We start from the raw sequence: 18,614 nt of genomic DNA, 5'->3' as shown, positions 1-18,614 counted from the left end.
GGGAGGGGGTCAGTCCTTTCGAGGGCCCGCGACGAATCCGAATCGCGTCACGGCGAAGCGGGTTCGGCCGGGGGCCGGTCGGTGCAGGGGGATCGAGGTCGGTACGTCGTCGACGCCGCCGGCGGCCCACGGGTGGCAGCGGAGGAGGCGACGAGCCCCGAGGACCGTGCCGAGGACGAGCCCGTGGAGCTGGATCGCCTGCAGCGCGTACGCGGAGCACGAGGGGTAGTAGCGGCAGACGTCGCCGTAGAGCGGCGAGACGACGGCGCGGTACACGAGGAGCAGTGCGATCCCGATGTTCCGGGGCAGCAGCAGGAGTCCCCACGCCAGACGTAAGGAACGCAGTCGCGAGGAACGCGGTCGCGAGGGCCGCGAGAGGGTCTGCGCCGGAGCGGCAGCCGCGGTCATGATCGATCCCGCGCCGGCCGCGCGGTCCGGGACACCGCACCGACGACCTCGCGACGGAGCTCCGCCCAGGGTGCGTCGGCGCTGCCGGGCAGTGCGCGGATCACGATCTCGGTCCCGGGAGCGGTGACTCCCACCATCTCGAACGCCACGGCCTTGAGGCGGCGGCGGACGGTGTTGCGGGTGACGGCCGAGCCGACGGTCTTGGCCACGATGAATCCGAACCGCGCAGGAGAGGACCCGGAGGTCTTGCGGACATACGTGACGGTGTGCGGTCCCGTGGACCGCACACCGCGACGGACGACTGTCCGGTACTCGCCTCCGTGGACGATGCGATTCGCTCTGGCCAGCACCGCTGAACGGTATAGCGGGCTCTACGCGGAGAGCTCGGTGCGGCCCTTGGCGCGACGAGCGCTCAGGATGCCGCGACCGGCACGCGTGCGCATGCGAAGACGGAAGCCGTGCTTCTTGGCGCGACGACGGTTGTTCGGCTGGAAGGTGCGCTTGCTCATAGTTCAATCTCCACGTACGTGTTCCGCGAGTGAAACGGGGCCGCACGCCGGGGCGCGGGCTCCGGTCTCCCGGGAAGAGGGGGGTGCCCGATTCCGACTCGGCACGATCCGTGTGGATCGGGCGCGCGACCCCGGGCAGGCGTCAACTGATTAAAACTACGGCCTGCACTCCCGTCGGTCAAATGTGGTGCGGGCGAATCCTCGAGTCTGCACGTCCCGCGGCGCGTTCCGCGCATTGACACGCGGGTGTCGCTGTGGTGGATTTGTCTCCCGTCGGCTCCGTTCGTTACCGTGTTGAGCCGCAGTTATCCACAGGCACGAACGGCCACGACCCGCGTCCGCGCTGGCGTCCGCTCCGACCCGTGGATAACCCTGTGCATGGATCGAGCCCCGCACCGGTCGAGCCGAGCACTGCGGCACAGCCCTGCGCGCGACCGCGTCGAGCACGAGATCCTGCCGGACGAGCCGGGCCTCCGCGATCGACCGAGGGTCCCCGGGCGGCACCGGAACAGCGACACCACGAACCGGGCGACACCGGGACCACGACAGCGACGAGGACCGAGGACAGATGGCAGACGACACGTCGATGGTCGACGCGTGGAACGTGATCCTCGGAGCCCTCTCGAAGGACGAGCGGATCACCGCTCCCCTGTACGGCTTCGTCTCGCTGGTGGAGCCCAAGGGCATCATGGCCGGCACCTTCTACCTGGAGGTGCCGAACGAGTTCACCCGCGGGATGCTCGAGCAGCGCGTCCGCGTGCCGCTGCTGAGCGCGATCGGGACGCTCGACGACTCCTTCGGCGTCACGACGTTCGCCTTCGTGGTGAATCCCGACATCGAGCACGAGCCGATGAGCTCGCCGTCGTCGGAGTCGATGAACCCCTTCGAGCCGATCACCGGCTCCTCCGCAGCGGTCACCCCCGTTCGCGTCGTCGAGGAGCTCCGGACGGTCCCCGCGACCGACACCCGACTGAACCCCAAGTACAGCTTCGACAACTTCGTCATCGGAGGCTCCAACCGCTTCGCGCACGCCGCGGCGGTCGCCGTCGCCGAGGCCCCTGCGAAGGCCTACAACCCGCTGTTCGTCTACGGCGACTCGGGGCTCGGCAAGACGCACCTCCTGCACGCCATCGGCCACTACGCGATGAGCCTCTACCCCGGCATCCGGGTGCGCTACGTCTCCTCCGAGGAGTTCACGAACGACTTCATCAACTCGATCGCGAACAACCGGGGCAACGCCTTCCACGGCCGGTACCGCAACGTCGACATCCTCCTGATCGACGACATCCAGTTCCTGCAGGGCAAGGCCGAGACGCAGGAGGCGTTCTTCCACACCTTCAACCAGCTGCACGACCACAACAAGCAGGTCGTCATCACGTCCGACCTGCCCCCGAAGGCCCTGACCGGCTTCGAGGACCGCATGCGCTCGCGGTTCGAGTGGGGTCTGATCACGGATGTGCAGGCTCCCGACCTCGAGACGCGCATCGCGATCCTCCGCAAGAAGGCGGTCAGCGAGAAGCTGCTGGTGCCCGACGACATCCTCGAGTTCATGGCGTCGAAGGTGTCGAGCAACATCCGCGAGCTCGAGGGGACGCTCATCCGCGTCACCGCGTTCGCGAGCCTGAACCGCACTCCGGTCGACATGTCGCTGGTGCAGACGGTGCTGAAGGACCTGATCACTCTCGACGAGGACAACGTGATCTCGCCGGTCGAGATCATCAACCACACCGCCGACTACTTCAAGCTCACCGTCGACGACCTCTACGGCTCCTCGCGCTCGCAGGCCGTGGCGACGGCGCGTCAGATCGCGATGTACCTCTGCCGCGAGCTGACGAACCTCTCGCTGCCCAAGATCGGCCAGCTGTTCGGCAACCGCGACCACACGACCGTGATGTACGCCAACAAGAAGATCTCGGAGCTCATGAAGGAGCGCCGCAGCATCTACAACCAGGTCACCGAGCTGACCACCCGCATCAAGACGAACCGCTAGGCCTCGCGAGCAGGGGCTGCGGGTCCGCTGCCTGCACCCTGCTGGTCGAGCCCGCAGCCCGCGCAGGGGCCGTATGAGCTCGAGCCTCCTCTGCTGAAGCTGGTCGGTCTCGATACGCCGCCTTCGGCGGCTACTCGACCAGCGGGCTTCCGGGCGGGTCGTCCCCTCCCTCGCTGATCGAGTAGCCCGCGCAGCGGGCGCATCGAGATCCACGTCCGCCAGAAGGCGAAGGCCGAAGCCCCCTCTGCTGACGCTGGTGGGTCTCGATACACCCATCCGGGGCTACTCGACCAGCGAGCTCGCGCGAGGTCTCAGGAGCCCCGGGCACGCTTGCCGCGCCGTCGGCGTTCGCTGAATCGAACGGATTCGTCGATTTCCACACGTGTGAGCAACCTGTGGATAACTGTGGACAACCGGCTCCGATCTGTGCGCTCGAGTGCCTCCCCTGTGGAATGCCGCGACCCGGCCGAGATCCCTCCACAGGGCGTCCACGGGCGCGCTCACACTCCCTCCACAGACAGCGAGGGTCCGCATCGCCCACCGGAGTAGGGGCCCCGAGGGTTTTCCACAGTTTCCACACGTGTTAACACTGTTAACGCAGTTCTCTCTTCAATGAGGGGCGAACGACAACCTCTCCACAGACCTCGCATCGGGCGGTGCCCTCCCCCCGCTTCCGGGCGCGGCGAGGCTGACGAGTACGATGGGCGTCGGTCTTCGTCCACGACTCGTCAGGGGTGCACTTGTGAGGTTCCAAGCCAACCGCGACGTCTTCAGCGAAGCGGTGTCCTTCGCGGTCAAGCTGCTCCCGCAGCGCACGACGCTGCCGATCCTCTCGGGCATCCTCATCGAGGCGACGAGCGAAGGGCTGACGCTCTCCTCGTTCGACTACGAGGTCTCTGCCCAGACGCAGATCGCCGCCGATGTCGAGGAGACAGGCACCGTCCTCGTCTCCGGCCGTCTGCTCGCCGACATCGCGAACCGCCTCCCGAACGCACCCGTGCGCATCTCGACCGACGAGTCGCGCGTGCACGTCTCGGCCGGCTCGGCGCACTTCACGCTCCTGCAGATGCCCGTCGAGGAGTACCCGAGCATCCCCGAGATCGACGCCTCCACCGGTCTGGTGCCGGCCGACGCCTTCGCGGCCGCGATCTCGCAGGTCGCCGTCGCCGCCTCCCGCGACGACGTCACCCCCGTCATCACCGGCGTGCAGCTCGAGATCACCGAGAACACGATCGGACTCGTCGCGACCGACCGCTACCGGGTCGCCGTCCGCGAGATCGACTGGGACAACGGAGAGAACCCGGCCCCCGCCGAACCGCTGACCGCCCTGGTGCCCGCGCGCACCCTGCAGGAGGTCGGCAAGACCTTCGGCCACTCCGGCACGGTGTCGGTCGCGATCACCAACCGCGACGAGCGCGAGCTGATCGCCTTCACCGCCGACCGCAAGACCGTGACGTCGCTGCTCATCAAGGGCAACTTCCCCCCGGTCAAGCGCCTCTTCCCCGCGTCCGTCGAGAACTACGCGGTCATGTCGACCAGCGACCTCATCGAGGCCACCCGGCGCGTCTCGCTCGTGCTCGAGCGCGAGGCCGCCCTGCGCTTCAGCTTCAGCAGTGACGGGCTCACCCTCGAGGCCATCGGGTCGGAGCAGGCGCAGGCCTCCGAGACCATCGACGCGATCGTCACCGGCACCGATGTGGTCGTGTCGCTGAAGCCGCAGTTCCTGCTCGACGGGCTCGCAGCCGTGCACTCGGAGTTCGTGCGCATCGCGTTCACGAAGACCGAGAACCCCAACAAGCCCGGCCCCGTGCTGATCACCGCCCAGACCTCGCGCGACCAGCCGGGCACCGACAGCTACCGCTACCTGCTGCAGCCCAACCTGCTGCTGCGCTGACCCCGCCGCCGCACTGATCGGCAGCCCGCACACTCCCCCTTCGCAACGTCGCGACCGAACGGCTCCCGACGAGCGACCGCCCGCCGGACATCGAACTCCAGGAAGGTTCACCATGCACATCGGACTCGTCGGACTCGGCAAGATGGGCGACAACATGCGCTCCCGCCTCCGTGAGAAGGGCGTCGAGGTGACCGGTTACGACCGCAACCCCGACGTGACCGACTCCGCCTCGCTCGACGAGATGATCGCGGTGCTCCCCGCACCGCGCATCGTCTGGGTCATGGTCCCGGCCGGCGAGATCACGGACGCGGTCGTCAAGGACCTCTCCGAGAAGCTCAGCGAGGGCGACCTCGTCATCGACGGTGGCAACTCCCGCTTCACCGAGGACTTCAAGCACGACGCGCTCCTCAAGCCCAAGGGCATCCACTACATCGACGCCGGCGTGTCCGGTGGCGTGTGGGGACTCCAGAACGGCTACGGCCTGATGGTCGGCGGCCCGAAGGAGCTCGTCGAGTACGCCATGCCCGTCTTCGACGCGCTGCGCCCCGAGGGCCCCCGCGAGGAGGGCTTCGTCCACGTCGGAGAGGTCGGAGCCGGCCACTACGCGAAGATGGTCCACAACGGCATCGAGTACGCGCTGATGCAGGCGTTCGCCGAGGGCTACGAGCTCCTCGAGACCCGCGACGACATCATCAAGGACGTCACCGGCACCTTCAAGGCGTGGCAGCGCGGCACCGTCGTCCGCTCCTGGCTCCTCGAGCTCCTCGTCCGCGCCCTCGAGCAGGACCCGGAGTTCAAGAACATCGAGGGCTTCGTCCAGGACTCGGGCGAGGGCCGCTGGACCATCGAGGAGGCCATCAACAACGCCGTCCCGGTGCCCACGATCAGCGCCTCGATCTTCGCCCGCTTCGTCTCCCGCCAGGAGGACTCCCCCGCGATGAAGGCGGTGGCGGCGCTGCGCAACCAGTTCGGCGGGCACAGTGTCAAGGCGGTGGACTGAGTCCACCGGTTCGGACTGACTGCGTCAGTCCTCACGCAGTCGGCTTCTCGGGATGGTCACGTCCTGCAGAGCCGATCGCGAACGGCGACCTGCGGCCCGCCGGCCGTGCTCTCTGGCTCGGACTGCCGATGGCAGTCCTCGCGGCGGTCGGCTTCTCGAAGCGGTTGAGTCCCATAGAGCCGGTTCCGGACGGCGACCTGCGGCCCGCCGCCACCGTGAGGCACAGGATGCTCTCACGGCGGCGGCGGGCCTACGGCCGCCTACTCCTGAGGATCATCGTCAGGCGGAGGTGTCTCGCCGACCTTCGCAGACCAGCTGCTCACTGCATGCTGGTCGAGTAGCCCGCGCAGCGGGCGTATCGAGACCCATCGGAGTCAGAGGGTCGCGGGCGGCGGAGCAGTGGAGGAGGTGGGCGCGTGCATGTGACGCAGCTGGCGCTGAGTGACTTCCGCAACTACGCCTCCGTCGATGTGGGGCTGGTGCCGGGGCCGAACCTGTTCGTGGGGCGCAACGGGCAGGGCAAGACGAACCTCGTCGAGTCGTTGGGCTACCTCTCCACGCTGGGCTCGCACCGGGTCTCGACCGATCAGGCGCTGATCCGCGCGGGCCGCGACAGCGCGGTGATCCGCGCCCGACTCCGCAACGCCGACCGCGACCTGCTGGCGGAGGTGCAGATCAACCGCTCCTCCCCCAACCGTGCGCAGATCAACCGCGGCGGGATCAAGCCGCGCGAGCTGCCGCGCTTCTTCTCGAGCGTGCTCTTCGCTCCGGAGGATCTGCTCCTGATCCGCGGCGATCCCTCGGCCCGCCGCAGGTTCCTCGACCAGCTGGTCGTCCTCCGCTCTCCCCGGATGAGCGCGGTGCAGGCCGACTACGAGCGCGTGCTCCGACAGCGCAACTCGCTCCTCAAGTCGGCGCGCGCGACCGGGATCCGCGACACATCGAAGCTCGGCACGCTGGACATCTGGGACGAGCGGTTGATCACCCTGGGCTCCGAGATCATGCAGTCGCGCCTGACGCTGGTCGACGAGCTGAGCGGTCCGGTCCGCGGCGCCTACGAGGCCGTCGCCGGCGCCGACCAGCGTCCGCTCCTCCGCTCACGACTCAGCATCGAGGGAGCCGTCGACGACGACGGCGAGCCGCTCGACGCGGCCGACTCCCCCACGGCGACCGACGGGCGGGTTCTGGCTGAGGGGTTCGCGACCGCGCTGGCCTCGGTGCGGCGTCGCGAGCTCGACCGAGGTGTCTCACTGGTCGGTCCGCACCGCGACGACGTGCAGTTCGAGCTCAACGACCTGCCGGCGAAGGGCTACGCGAGCCACGGCGAGAGCTGGTCGTTCGCACTCGCCCTCAAGCTGGGGGCCGCCGAGCTGCTCCGGCGCGACTCGCCGATGGGCGATCCGGTGCTGATGCTCGACGACGTGTTCGCCGAGCTGGACGCCCGCCGTCGCGAGCGGCTCGCCTCGGTGGTGGCCGACTACGAGCAGGTGCTGATCACCGCCGCCGTGTTCGACGACGTCCCCGCCGACCTGGCGGCGCACACGGTGCGCATCGAGGCGGGCAGCATCGTCGTCCCGGAGGAGTCCGCGGAGGAGGAGCCGGCGCACGCCGCCGAGGCACCCGCCGCCGAGGAGCCCGACCGTGGCTGAGGCGCTCCGCCGCGGTGCGCCGGCCCCCGACTCCGAGGCCGCGCGGGTCTACCGCCACCTCAAGGAGGTGTTCGGCGGCGACGGACCGCGCCGCGTCCGCAAGACGGTCGACCGCGCGGAGCCCAAGGGCGACGCCGTCCCCTTCGGCGAGGGCCGCGACCCGCACGATCTCGGCGACGTCCTCGACGGCCTCACGAAGAAGCTCGGCTGGACCGCTCCCCTGGCCCAGGGCGACCTCATCTCGTCGTGGACCGCGATCGCGGGCGAGGAGACGGCCAAGCACTCGACTCCGCTCGGAGTCGTCGACGGCGTGCTCACCGTGGCGTGCGAGTCGACGGCCTGGTCGACGCAGCTGCGGCTGATGCGGATCGAGATCATGAATCACATCGCGGTGAACTACTCCGACGCGGGCATCTCGGCGATCCGTTTCCAGGGCCCGGACGTCCCGAACTGGAAAAAGGGCCCCAGGTCGATTCCAGGGCGTGGTCCGCGCGATACCTACGGCTGAGGACGCATTTTCGGTCGACCGCCGAGAAATCGCGCGTCAGATCGCCGTCCAGCGCCTCGAGCCGACCCCGTTCCGAGGTAGAATGGAGGGCCGCCGAACCGCAGCGACGCCCGTCCGCAAGATCTTGCGATCCGATGCATCGGATGCGTCGCGTCGGACCGTCAGAGGAGAACTCCACAGCTATGACACCCGAGCCGACCGACTCCACGTCACCCGCCACGAACGACCTGGACGCGACCGGCTCCGCCAGCCCCTCCTCCGGCATGTCGACCAAGTCCTCCGGTGACTACGGCGCGAACCAGATCCAGGTCCTCGAGGGTCTCGAGGCCGTGCGCAAGCGCCCCGGCATGTACATCGGATCGACGGGTCCCCGCGGCCTGCACCACCTGGTCTACGAGATCGTCGACAACGCCGTCGACGAGGCGCTCGCGGGCTACTGCGACAACATCGAGGTCGTCATGCGCGCCGACGGAGGCGTCACGGTCGCCGACAACGGCCGCGGCATCCCCGTCGACATGCACCCCACCGAGGGCATCTCGACCGTCGAGCTGGTGCTCACCGTGCTGCACGCCGGCGGCAAGTTCGGCGGAGGCGGCTACGCCGTCTCGGGCGGTCTGCACGGAGTCGGCTCCTCCGTCGTCAACGCGCTCTCGAGCAGGCTCGAGGTCGCGGTGAAGCGCCAGGGCGGCGTCTACCGCATGACCTTCGCCGACGGCGTCCCGGAGGCGCCGCTCAGCCACGACGAGGCGAGCGACGAGACCGGCACCACCATCACCTTCTGGCCCAACGCCGGCATCTTCGAGACCGTCGAGTTCGACTACGAGACGCTCCGCGCCCGGTTCCAGCAGATGGCGTTCCTCAACAAGGGCCTGCGCATCGCGCTCACCGACGAGAACGAGGTCGAGTTCGACGGCGAGGGCGAGGACGAGACGTCCGGCCCCCGCAACGACGTCTTCCTCTACGAGAAGGGCCTCGTCGACTACGTCGAGTACATCAACTCGCTCAAGAAGTCCGATCTCGTGCACTCCGAGATCATCGACTTCGAGACCGAGGACAAGGAGCGCCGCATCTCGCTCGAGGTCGCGATGCAGTGGACCACGGCGTACACCGAGAGCGTCCACACCTACGCGAACACGATCAACACCCACGAGGGCGGCACCCACGAGGAGGGCTTCCGCGCGGCGCTCACCACCCTCGTGAACAAGTACGCCCGCGCCAACAACCTCCTCCGCGAGAAGGACGAGAACCTCTCGGGCGACGACATCCGCGAGGGCCTGACCGCCGTCGTGTCGATCAAGCTCGGCGAGCCGCAGTTCGAGGGCCAGACCAAGACCAAGCTCGGCAACACCGAGGCGAAGGCGTTCGTGCAGCGCGTCACGGGCGAGCAGCTCGCCGACTGGTTCGACCGCAACCCCAACCAGGCCAAGGACATCATCCGCAAGGCGATCCAGGCCGCCTCGGCGCGGATGGCCGCGCGGAAGGCCCGCGAGACCGCGCGGCGCAAGGGCCTCCTCGAGGGCGGCGGCATGCCCGGCAAGCTCAAGGACTGCCAGTCGAAGGACCCGTCGATCTCCGAGATCTTCATCGTCGAGGGCGACTCGGCGGGCGGTTCGGCCGTCCAGGGCCGCAACCCCGAGACGCAGGCGATCCTGCCGCTGCGCGGCAAGATCCTCAACGTCGAGAAGGCCCGCCTCGATCGGGCGCTCGGCAACAACGAGGTCCAGGCGATGATCACGGCCTTCGGAGCCGGCATCGGCGAGGACTTCAACCCCGACAAGGCCAGGTACCACAAGATCATCCTGATGGCCGACGCCGACGTCGACGGCCAGCACATCACGACGCTGCTGCTGACTCTGCTGTTCCGCTACATGCGTCCGCTGATCGATCTCGGCTACGTCTACCTCGCCCAGCCGCCGCTCTACCGGCTCAAGTGGTCGAACTCGCCGCACGAGTACGTCTACAGCGACCGCGAGCGCGACGCCCTGCTCGCCCACGGCTCGGCGACCAACAAGCGGATGCCGAAGGACAACGGGATCCAGCGCTACAAGGGTCTCGGCGAGATGGACTACAAGGAGCTGTGGGAGACCACGATGGACCCCGCGACGCGGACCCTCCTCCAGGTCACCCTCGACGACGCCGCCGCGGCCGACGAGATCTTCTCGACCCTGATGGGCGAGGACGTCGAGTCCCGCCGCTCCTTCATCCAGAAAAATGCGAAGGACGTGCGGTTTCTCGACATTTGATCGGTTATCGCACTGCGATAACCGACAAATGTCGAGGTCGAGTAGGCCGCTAGCGGCCGTATCGAGACCTGGACGTCCTCCAGCCCGCCGCTCTCGAGCGCGAGCCCACATCACACCCGAGCTCCCCGCCGAGTAAGAGAAAAGACTCATGGCAGACGAACCCACCACCCCCACCGGCCCCTCCGAGGGCGAGGACATCGTCACCGAGACCGGTGTCGTGATCCACGGGCACGACAAGATCGAGCCGGTCGACCTCCAGCTCGAGATGCAGCGCTCGTACCTCGACTACGCGATGAGCGTCATCGTGGGTCGTGCGCTGCCCGAGGTGCGCGACGGCCTGAAGCCCGTGCACCGACGCGTGATCTACGCCATGTACGACGGCGGCTACCGCCCCGACAAGGCGTTCTCGAAGTGCTCGCGCGTCGTCGGCGACGTGATGGGCCAGTTCCACCCCCACGGCGACTCCGCGATCTACGACGCGCTCGTTCGCCTCGTGCAGCCCTGGAGTCTCCGCTACCCCCTCGCGCTCGGGCAGGGCAACTTCGGCTCCCCCGGCAACGACGGTGCGGCGGCGCCCCGGTACACCGAGACGAAGATGTCTCCGCTGGCCCTCGAGATGGTCAAGGACATCGACAAGAACACCGTCGACTTCCAGGACAACTACGACGGCCGCACGCGCGAGCCGGCGATCCTCCCCGCCCGCTTCCCCAACCTCCTGGTCAACGGCTCCGTCGGCATCGCGGTCGGCATGGCGACGAACATCCCGCCGCACAACCTGCGCGAGGTGGCGGCCGGCGCCAAGTGGGCGCTCGAGAACCCGGAGGCGTCGCGCGAGGAGCTCCTCGAGGCGCTGCTCCAGCGCATCAAGGGTCCCGACTTCCCGACCGGCGCCCAGATCCTCGGCGTCCGCGGCATCCAGGACGCCTACCGCACCGGTCGAGGCTCGATCACGATGCGCGCGGTCGTCTCGATCGAGGAGATCCAGGGTCGCACCTGCCTCGTCGTGACCGAGCTGCCGTACCAGGTGAACCCCGACAACCTCGCGATCAAGATCGCGGAGCTGGTCAAGGACGGCCGCGTCTCGGGCATCGCCGACATCCGCGACGAGACCTCCGGTCGCACCGGTCAGCGACTCGTGGTCGTTCTCAAGCGCGACGCGGTCGCCAAGGTCGTGCTGAACAACCTCTACAAGCACACCCCGCTGCAGGAGAACTTCGGCGCGAACATGCTCGCGATCGTCGACGGCATCCCGCGCACGCTCTCGCTCGACGGATTCATCCGAGCCTGGGTCGACCACCAGGTCGAGGTCATCGTGCGCCGCACGCAGTACCTCCTCGACGAGGCCGAGGCGCGCATCCACATCCTGCGCGGCTACCTGAAGGCGCTCGACGCGCTCGACGAGGTCATCGCCCTCATCCGCCGCTCACCCACCGTCGAGGAGGCGCGCGACGGCCTGATGGAGCTCCTCGAGATCGACGAGGTCCAGGCCCGCGCGATCCTCGACATGCAGCTGCGCCGCCTCGCCGCGCTCGAGCGCCAGAAGATCGTCGACGAGCACGACAAGATCCAGGCCGAGATCGAGGACTACAAGTCGATCCTCGCGAGCCCGGAGCGCCAGCGCACGATCATCTCGGAGGAGCTCGACGAGATCGTCGACCGCTTCGGCGATGACCGCCGCACCGAGATCCTCTTCGGCTTCGACGGCGACATGAGCGTCGAGGATCTGATCCCCGAGGAGGAGATGGTCGTCACCGTCACCCGCGGCGGCTACCTCAAGCGCACCCGGAGCGACTCCTACCGCGCGCAGCACCGCGGCGGTCGTGGCGTGCGCGGGGCGCAGCTGAAGGCCGACGACATCGTCGAGCACTTCTTCGTCACCACCACGCACCACTGGCTGCTGTTCTTCACGAACACAGGACGCGTGTACCGCGCCAAGACGTACGAGCTGCAGGAGGCGAGCCGCGACGCGAAGGGCCAGCACATCGCCAACCTGCTCGCCCTCGAGCCGGGCGAGCAGATCGCGCAGATCCTCGACATCCGCGACTACGAGGCGGCGCGCTACCTCGTGCTCGCCACGCGCGACGGACTGGTGAAGAAGACCGCCCTGTCCGAGTACGACACCAACCGCTCCGGCGGCATCATCGCGATCAAGCTGCGCGAGGGCGACGAGCTGGTCTCGGCGCTGCTGGTCGAGGACGACAGCGACGTGCTGCTCGTCTCGCGCAAGGGCATGTCCATCCGCTTCACCGCCTCCGATGAGGCGCTTCGCCCGATGGGCCGCTCCACCTCCGGAGTGAGGGGCATGTCGTTCCGGGGCGAGGACCGCCTGCTCGACGCCAACGTCGTGAGCGACGAGGGCTACGTCTTCGTGGTGACCGAGGGCGGCTACGCCAAGCGCACCGCGGTCGACCAGTACCGCCTCCAGGGGCGCGGCGGCCTGGGCATCAAGGTGGCCAAGCTCGAGGAGAAGCGCGGCGACCTGGTCGGCGCGATCATCACCGGAGAGGACGACGAGGTGCTCGTCGTGCTCGCCAGCGGCAAGGTGGTACGCTCTGCCGTGGCCGAGGTACCGGCCAAGGGTCGCGACACCATGGGCGTCGTCTTCGCACGATTCGCTGAGGACGACCGCATCATCGCACTCGCCAAGAACACCGAACGCAATCTCGACGCCCCGGACGAGGATCCCGACGCCGCAGTGGCGTCCTCCGAATCCCACACGGTGTCGGAGGAGGATGGGTCTGCCGATGAGTAGCAGCGTCGCCGAGAAGCTCGCCAAGAAGTCCGCGAAGAGCCCGGCGGCGAAGCAGGTCAGACTCAAGCTCGTCTACGTCGACTTCTGGTCGGCCGTCAAGCTGTCGTTCCTGCTGGGGCTGACGCTGGCGATCATCACGATCGTCGTCGTCTACCTCGTCTACACGGTGCTCGCGCAGACCGGCGTGTTCGACGAGGTCAACGGCCTCGTGCAGGACATCGCCGGCGCCGAGGCGTTCGATCTCAACACGATCATCTCGCTGCCCCAGATCATGGGCTTCGCGGTCGTCGTCGCCGTGCTCAACACGATCGTCACCACCGCCCTCGGTGCGATCATCGCGCTGCTCTACAACCTGAGCGTCAAGATCACCGGCGGCCTGCTGGTCGGTTTCACCAACCAGTAAGACGCACGGTCGAAGCGGCCGATTGGGATTCTGACTCCGTGTCAGGTAGAGTCTCATCTGGCCATTTCGGGGGTATAGCTCAGGCGGTTAGAGCGCTTCACTGATAATGAAGAGGTCCCAGGTTCAAGTCCTGGTACCCCCACCCGAGCCAATTGTGATCGCCGCTCCTCGCGCGGCGATCCGCGGTCGGCTTGTCGAGGTGGCCCGTTCCCATGGAGCGGGTCGCGTCGGCTGCCGGAATTCGCTGGCACGCGAATTCCGCCTCTCGCCTCCATCTGGCGGGAGAGCACTCCGGTCCGCGCGACCGGTCTGCACGGGGCCTTAGCTCAGTTGGTAGAGCGCCTGCTTTGCAAGCAGGATGTCGGGAGTTCGATTCTCCCAGGCTCCACATCTCCGCCGTTCTCGGCGAATTGCTCAGGACGGGCGTCAGTGGCTCGGGTGCCGACGTCTCGCGCGTGCAGCGAACGCGTCCAGAGCCGCGAGAACCTCCCACGCCGCTGAGGCCGCGCGCTCCCGCTGCTCCGCGTCTACTCGGTTGATAATGCAGCCGCCTTGTTCAACCCTGCGCGTCCAGCCTTTGATATGAGACCAGGGTCCGCTGCGCTGGCGCGCCGTCAGGCCTGCTCGCAGGCGGCGCCGAGGAAGGCCTCGACGGAGACCGTCTCGGCGGTGCCGTCGCGGATGTCGCCGATGATGATCTCGCCGACCGAGAGGGTGTCGAACTGCTCGGAGGTGAAGACCACCCGGCGCGCGACCACGGACTCGTCCTCGGCCCACGCACCGAGGGAGTAGTCGACGCCCGGTGCGAAGCGGTCGATCACCGTGTCGGCCGGCCAGACGGTGCGGCCCACCAGATCCGTCGCGCCGAGCTCGGTGACGGCGGCGGGGGAGACCCAGCGCGTGATCCTGCGCAGCCCGTCCCCGATGACGAGCGGAGCGCGGTCGTCGGCCGCGAGATCGAGACCGCTCACGAGGCCGGAGCAGACCACCACGACGCCGAGCACCTGCCCGTACTGGCCGCCGCGCCCGATCCCGACCGTCGCGGTCGAGGCGGGCTCGGTCGCGCATCCGGAGAGGGCGAGAGCCGCCACCGCCGCGAGAGCGACTCCTCCGCCCGTGATGCCGTGCCGCATGAGACCTCCCGGGGTCACCCTACGGCCCGGGATCACCCTGCGGCCGGGAGCGCCAGTGCCAGGGCCGAGAGCGCCTGGGGGAGTGAGGGGGCGCCCTCGGCGCGGAACACGGCCGCACCCTCCGCGTCGAGCACGACGACGGTCGGGGTCGAGCGGATGTCGGCCGCCTCCGCCCGGCCGGGATGGAAGGCGACGTCGAACTCGTGGATCTCGGCCGACGGCACCAGCTCGGCGGCCCGCTCGAGGACCGCGCGTGCGGCGTTGCAGGCGCCGCAGAAGGCGGAGGTGTACAGCTCGATGATCACACTGAGGGGAACGCCGCGATCGGCCCTGCGATTCCCCGAGTGGTCAGCGGAGGAGCCAGGCCTCGTTCATCCCGAGCGCCACGTCGACCAGTTCGACGCGTTCGAGGCCGTCGACCTCCGGGAGCGGGAACCAGGCGGCCGCGTCGGTCGAGCCGTCGACCTCATGGGTCAGCTCGCCCCCGACGATGCGGGCGCGGTAGACGACGCGGATCGCGTGGAGCGGGCCCGCTTCGGGGACGCTGCGGCGGTGCGCGGGGATGACGTGCGAGTCGACTCCGATCAGAGCCTCGAGCTCGGCGTGGAAGCCCGTCTCCTCGAAGATCTCCCGTACGGCGGCGTCGGCGGGCGACTCGCCCTCGTCGATCCCGCCGCCGGGGAGCGTCCACGCCTCCCAGGGCCCCTGGCTCCAGTGAGCGAGGAGCATGCGATCACCGTCGATGATCACGCCGTACGCGGCGACCCGGATGTCCATCACGGAAGCCTAACCCCGGTGCGAGGAGGTGCCGGACAGACGGAAGAGCCGGACCTCGCTGTGCGAGATCCGGCCCGGAGTCCGTCGATCAGGACGCGGTCGACGCCGGGGACTGCGCGGCGCTGGCCGGCTCGTCCTCGGCGACCCACAGCTCGTCGTCGGCACGGAACGTCTGCCAGACGGCGTAGCCGATGCCACCCACCGCGACGAGCGCGGCGCCGATGGCGAAGACGGTGCCGGCCGTGTTCTTCTTCTTCGGGGGAGTGGTCAGCTCCTCCCAGCGCGCCTTCGAGATCTCGGCGAGCTTCGCGCGGTTCTTCGAGTCCTTCGCGGCCTCGAACGCGGCCGCGGCGGTGCCGCCGACAGCGGCGAAGGTCGGCAGCACCTTGTGCTTGTAGGCGTCGCGGGCGGACGAGTACGTGCCCTCGACCGCCGAGACGCCGTTGTCGTACACGGGCCGGACGCGGGACTGGTACGTGTCCTTGACGAGGGGCACGACCTCCTTCTTCGCGTACTTGGTCGCGTGACGGCGGCTCTTCTCGAGAACAGCGGCGGCGTGCGCCAGCACTTCCTGCTGCTCGCTCCAGACCGCCTCAGCGTTCTTCCGGAGACGCTTGAGGTCCTTCTTGTGCTTACGTGACAGACCCATGTTGGTCCTCCATCGGCTACGAGCAGCGAACGCGTCAATACTGCCACTCATCACGCGGCGTCCGCATCGCGCACCCAGCGCATTGACACCGGGCGTTGCGGAGCCCTACATACGCGCTGTGCGAGAATCCACCCATGCCTTTGCACACCGCAGTTGCGACGTTCCACACCAACAAGGGCGACATCGTCGTCAACCTCTACGGGAATCACGCTCCCAAGACGGTCCGCAACTTCGTCGGTCTCGCGACCGGCGAGATCGAATGGACCCACCCCGCCACCGGCGCGAAGACCACGGAGCCGCTCTACAACGGCACCGTGTTCCACCGCATCATCCCCGACTTCATGCTCCAGGGCGGCGACCCGCTCGGCCAGGGCATCGGCGGCCCCGGCTTCCAGTTCGACGACGAGATCAGCCCCGAGCTCGACTTCACCGAGCCCTACATCCTCGCGATGGCCAACGCCGGCAAGCAGGCGGGCCGCGGCACGAACGGCTCGCAGTTCTTCATCACCGTCGCTCCGACGACGTGGCTGCAGGGCAAGCACACCATCTTCGGTGCCGTCGCCGATGAGGAGTCCAAGAAGCTCGTGCAGTCGCTCTCGACCGTGGCGACCGACGGTCGCGACAAGCCTCTCGACGACGTCGTCATCGAGAGCGTCGAGATCACCGAGGCCTGATCGCCTCATCCACCAACCTCTCGAGGGCCGGGTCCGTCAGGGCCCGGCCCTCGTTCTCACCGGAGGCACGTTCGTGACCCAGGTCCCGCCGAGCAGCGCCTACTCCTGCTACCGCCACCCCGACCGGCAGAGCTTCGTGCGCTGCCAGCGCTGCGGCCGCACCATCTGCGGGGAGTGCCAGACGCCTGCTCCCGTCGGCGTGATCTGCCCCGACGACATGGCGCAGCAGCGCGCCTCCGCCCCGCGCACCCGCGGACCGCTCGTCTCGCGCGTGCGCGCGATGACCCGGGCCGACCAGCCCACGGTCACCTACGCGATCATCGCGCTCTGCATCGTCGTCTGGATCCTCGAGATCCTGCCCTTCGTCGGCAACACCGTCATCGGCGGTCTCCTCTACGCCCCCGCCTACACGCTGCCGGGCTTCGGCGCCGGCTTCGAGCCGTGGCGCATGCTGACCTCGGTGTTCCTGCACAGCACGTCGCTCTTCTTCGTCATCCCGTTCCACCTGGTTCTGAACATGTACACGCTGTGGGTGTTCGGCATGGCCCTCGAGCGGATGCTCGGCCGCGGTCGCTACCTCACCCTGTTCCTGCTCAGCGGCTTCGCGGGATCGGTGGGCGTGCTGCTGCTGTCGAACCCGCTGACCCCCGTGCTCGGCGCCTCCGGAGCGATCTTCGGCCTGATGGGCGCGTACCTCGTGATCCTCCGGCATCTGGGGGGACAGGCGTCGCAACTCCTCGTGCTCGTCGGGCTCAACCTCGTGATCGGCTTCCTGCCCGGGATGAACGTGGCCTGGCAGGCGCACGTCGGCGGGCTCGTCGCCGGCGCCCTGATCGGCCTCGTCTACACGCGGACCCGGCAGCGCTCGCAGCGCCGGACCCAGAACCTCCTGGTCGGGCTGATCGGCGTCGGCCTCGTCGCGGTGTCCGCGGCTGCGTATGTCCTCGCCTGACGCGGCTCAGGCGTCCCGGATCGCGGCCGACACCGCTTGATCCGGTTATCCCGCGGGGCTCGTGAGCGTCGTCCACAGCGCGCGCTCACAGCTGTGGACGGAGTTATCCACAGAGTTGTTAACACTGGGGAGAACTACGCCGGTGTGATTCGCGCGGCTCCCGCAGTGGCCCGGAGAGAGCGCCGTCGTTGCGGCGATGCGGCGCGATCCGCCCTCCGTCCGCCCGTTGCGGGGCGCCATGGGAGTTCTCCACAGGAGATTCCACACCTGGGGATAATTACACGCGTGTAGTTCGCTCGAGCAGGGCGACCACGACGGTGGCGTCGCGATCGTCGTCCCACCGGATCCCGGTGGTGAAGCCGACGGAGGCGAAGGCATCGGCGCTCGCCTCCGCCTGCTCGCGACTGGTCTCGATGACGACGCCGCCCCGCGGAGCCAGCCAGTCGAGCGACTCCCACGCGATCCTGCGGTGCAGGGCGAGCCCGTCCGGGCCGCCGTCGAGGGACTCGGCCGGCTCGTGCAGGCGCGCCTCGGGAGGCATGAGCGCGATGGCATCGGTCGGGACGTAGGGGGCGTTCACGACCACGAGGTCGAGGCGATGCCGATCGGAGTCGGGCAGGGCGTCGAAGAGGTCGCCCTGGTGCACCGGTGCGAGATCGCCGAGGGTGCGGCGGGCGCAGGCGACCGCAGCGGGGGAGAGGTCGGCCGCGCGGAGGAGGAGGCCCGGGCGCTCCTCCAGCAGCGACCGGCCGATGGCCCCGGCGCCGCAGCAGAGGTCGAGCACCTCCGCCGTCGGGCCCGGCAGGACCGAGAGGGCCGTGTCGACGACGAACTCGGTCCGCACCCGCGGCACGAAGACGCCGGGCGCGACGGGGATGCGCAGGCCCCGGAAGGCGACCCAGCCGAGGATCTGCTCGAGCGGCTCACCGGCCTCCCGCCGGCGCAGGAGAGCATCGAGCACCTCGGGGGAGGGGGCCGCCTCCCCGAGCAGCTCCGCCTCCTCCTCCGCGAAGACGCAGCCGGCCGCGCGGAGTCGCGCCACGGACGACGAACGCCCCGTCGGCGGGCCGGAC

The 18,614-nt window shown here is 68.7% G+C and carries 18 protein-coding genes and 2 tRNA genes; 12 read left to right on the top strand and 8 right to left on the bottom strand.

The features are described from left to right. Nucleotides 1–9: 9 nt before the first annotated feature. Genes yidD through rpmH form a run of 3 tightly spaced genes read right to left on the bottom strand, consistent with a single transcriptional unit; the run spans nucleotide 10 to nucleotide 917 of the window. Nucleotides 10–408 (bottom strand): membrane protein insertion efficiency factor YidD, encoded by a 399-nt coding sequence (gene yidD / locus GRS92_RS10810; protein WP_159856107.1) that lies wholly within the window; start codon nucleotides 406–408, stop codon nucleotides 10–12. Beyond that, a complete protein-coding gene (rnpA, locus tag GRS92_RS10805) occupies nucleotides 405–758 on the bottom strand; it encodes a ribonuclease P protein component (RefSeq protein WP_159856105.1) in 354 nt (117 codons plus the stop codon). The genes yidD and rnpA overlap by 4 nt, the downstream gene beginning before the upstream one ends. 21 nt (nucleotides 759–779) lie before the next feature. Then, entirely contained in the window at nucleotides 780–917 is a 138-nt protein-coding gene (rpmH, locus tag GRS92_RS10800; protein ID WP_056010217.1) for a 50S ribosomal protein L34, read from the bottom strand. A 568-nt stretch (nucleotides 918–1,485) separates the two neighbouring features. Here rpmH and dnaA point away from each other — a divergent pair. The 10 genes from dnaA (at nucleotide 1,486) to GRS92_RS10750 (ending at nucleotide 13,744) form a co-directional block, all read left to right on the top strand. After that, on the top strand, nucleotides 1,486–2,907 hold the full coding sequence (gene dnaA, locus GRS92_RS10795) for a chromosomal replication initiator protein DnaA (protein ID WP_159856103.1): 1,422 nt from the start codon (nucleotides 1,486–1,488) through the stop codon (nucleotides 2,905–2,907). Between the two features lie 742 nt (nucleotides 2,908–3,649). Beyond that, a complete protein-coding gene (dnaN, locus tag GRS92_RS10790; protein WP_159856101.1) occupies nucleotides 3,650–4,801 on the top strand; it encodes a DNA polymerase III subunit beta in 1,152 nt (383 codons plus the stop codon). A gap of 112 nt (nucleotides 4,802–4,913) precedes the next feature. Then, nucleotides 4,914–5,801 (top strand): phosphogluconate dehydrogenase (NAD(+)-dependent, decarboxylating), encoded by an 888-nt coding sequence (gene gnd / locus GRS92_RS10785; protein WP_159856099.1) that lies wholly within the window; start codon nucleotides 4,914–4,916, stop codon nucleotides 5,799–5,801. A gap of 416 nt (nucleotides 5,802–6,217) precedes the next feature. Further along, entirely contained in the window at nucleotides 6,218–7,450 is a 1,233-nt protein-coding gene (gene recF, locus GRS92_RS10780) for a DNA replication/repair protein RecF (RefSeq protein ID WP_159856097.1), read from the top strand. After that, nucleotides 7,443–7,958 (top strand): DUF721 domain-containing protein, encoded by a 516-nt coding sequence (locus GRS92_RS10775; RefSeq protein ID WP_159856095.1) that lies wholly within the window; start codon nucleotides 7,443–7,445, stop codon nucleotides 7,956–7,958. The genes recF and GRS92_RS10775 overlap by 8 nt, the downstream gene beginning before the upstream one ends. Nucleotides 7,959–8,221: 263 nt before the next feature. Continuing rightward, entirely contained in the window at nucleotides 8,222–10,201 is a 1,980-nt protein-coding gene (gene gyrB / locus GRS92_RS10770; protein WP_235021953.1) for a DNA topoisomerase (ATP-hydrolyzing) subunit B, read from the top strand. A 148-nt stretch (nucleotides 10,202–10,349) separates the two neighbouring features. Then, nucleotides 10,350–12,953 (top strand): DNA gyrase subunit A, encoded by a 2,604-nt coding sequence (gene gyrA, locus GRS92_RS10765; protein ID WP_159856091.1) that lies wholly within the window; start codon nucleotides 10,350–10,352, stop codon nucleotides 12,951–12,953. After that, nucleotides 12,946–13,356, top strand: coding sequence for a DUF3566 domain-containing protein (locus GRS92_RS10760; protein ID WP_159856089.1), 411 nt, complete (start codon nucleotides 12,946–12,948; stop codon nucleotides 13,354–13,356). The genes gyrA and GRS92_RS10760 overlap by 8 nt, the downstream gene beginning before the upstream one ends. A 68-nt stretch (nucleotides 13,357–13,424) precedes the next feature. Continuing rightward, nucleotides 13,425–13,498: transfer RNA gene (locus GRS92_RS10755), tRNA-Ile, on the top strand. 173 nt (nucleotides 13,499–13,671) lie between these two features. After that, a tRNA-Ala gene (locus GRS92_RS10750) sits at nucleotides 13,672–13,744 on the top strand. 226 nt (nucleotides 13,745–13,970) lie between these two features. Here GRS92_RS10750 and GRS92_RS10745 read toward each other — a convergent pair. The 4 genes from GRS92_RS10745 to GRS92_RS10730 all read right to left on the bottom strand — a co-directional run bounded on the left by GRS92_RS10745 (nucleotide 13,971) and on the right by GRS92_RS10730 (nucleotide 15,915). Next, nucleotides 13,971–14,489, bottom strand: coding sequence for a hypothetical protein (locus GRS92_RS10745; RefSeq protein ID WP_159856087.1), 519 nt, complete (start codon nucleotides 14,487–14,489; stop codon nucleotides 13,971–13,973). A gap of 32 nt (nucleotides 14,490–14,521) precedes the next feature. Continuing rightward, nucleotides 14,522–14,794: a glutaredoxin family protein gene (locus tag GRS92_RS10740; RefSeq protein ID WP_159856085.1), complete on the bottom strand. Its 273-nt coding sequence runs from the start codon at nucleotides 14,792–14,794 to the stop codon at nucleotides 14,522–14,524. A gap of 43 nt (nucleotides 14,795–14,837) precedes the next feature. Continuing rightward, the gene (locus GRS92_RS10735; protein ID WP_159856083.1) at nucleotides 14,838–15,266 is read right to left on the bottom strand and encodes an NUDIX hydrolase; all 429 of its coding nucleotides are present in this window, start codon (nucleotides 15,264–15,266) and stop codon (nucleotides 14,838–14,840) included. Between the two features lie 88 nt (nucleotides 15,267–15,354). Continuing rightward, complete coding sequence (locus GRS92_RS10730; RefSeq protein ID WP_159856081.1) at nucleotides 15,355–15,915, bottom strand: hypothetical protein; 561 nt, start codon at nucleotides 15,913–15,915, stop codon at nucleotides 15,355–15,357. Nucleotides 15,916–16,049: 134 nt separating this feature from the next. Here GRS92_RS10730 and GRS92_RS10725 point away from each other — a divergent pair, with 134 nt between their 5' ends. Both GRS92_RS10725 and GRS92_RS10720 read left to right on the top strand, forming a co-directional pair. After that, complete coding sequence (locus GRS92_RS10725) at nucleotides 16,050–16,589, top strand: peptidylprolyl isomerase (protein WP_159856079.1); 540 nt, start codon at nucleotides 16,050–16,052, stop codon at nucleotides 16,587–16,589. 73 nt (nucleotides 16,590–16,662) lie between these two features. Then, complete coding sequence (locus GRS92_RS10720; RefSeq protein WP_235021937.1) at nucleotides 16,663–17,541, top strand: rhomboid family intramembrane serine protease; 879 nt, start codon at nucleotides 16,663–16,665, stop codon at nucleotides 17,539–17,541. A 277-nt stretch (nucleotides 17,542–17,818) separates the two neighbouring features. Here the strand turns inward: GRS92_RS10720 and GRS92_RS10715 are convergent, their stop codons facing one another. Further along, nucleotides 17,819–18,583, bottom strand: a complete 765-nt coding sequence (locus tag GRS92_RS10715; protein ID WP_159856075.1) for a putative protein N(5)-glutamine methyltransferase — start codon at nucleotides 18,581–18,583, stop codon at nucleotides 17,819–17,821. Between the last annotated feature and the right edge of the window lie 31 nt (nucleotides 18,584–18,614).

The organism is Rathayibacter sp. VKM Ac-2754 (genome assembly GCF_009807095.1).
In the GTDB taxonomy this organism is placed as follows: domain Bacteria; phylum Actinomycetota; class Actinomycetes; order Actinomycetales; family Microbacteriaceae; genus Rathayibacter.
Note: the sequence above shows the minus strand (reverse complement) of the source record. Positions and strands in the feature narration are given on the sequence as shown.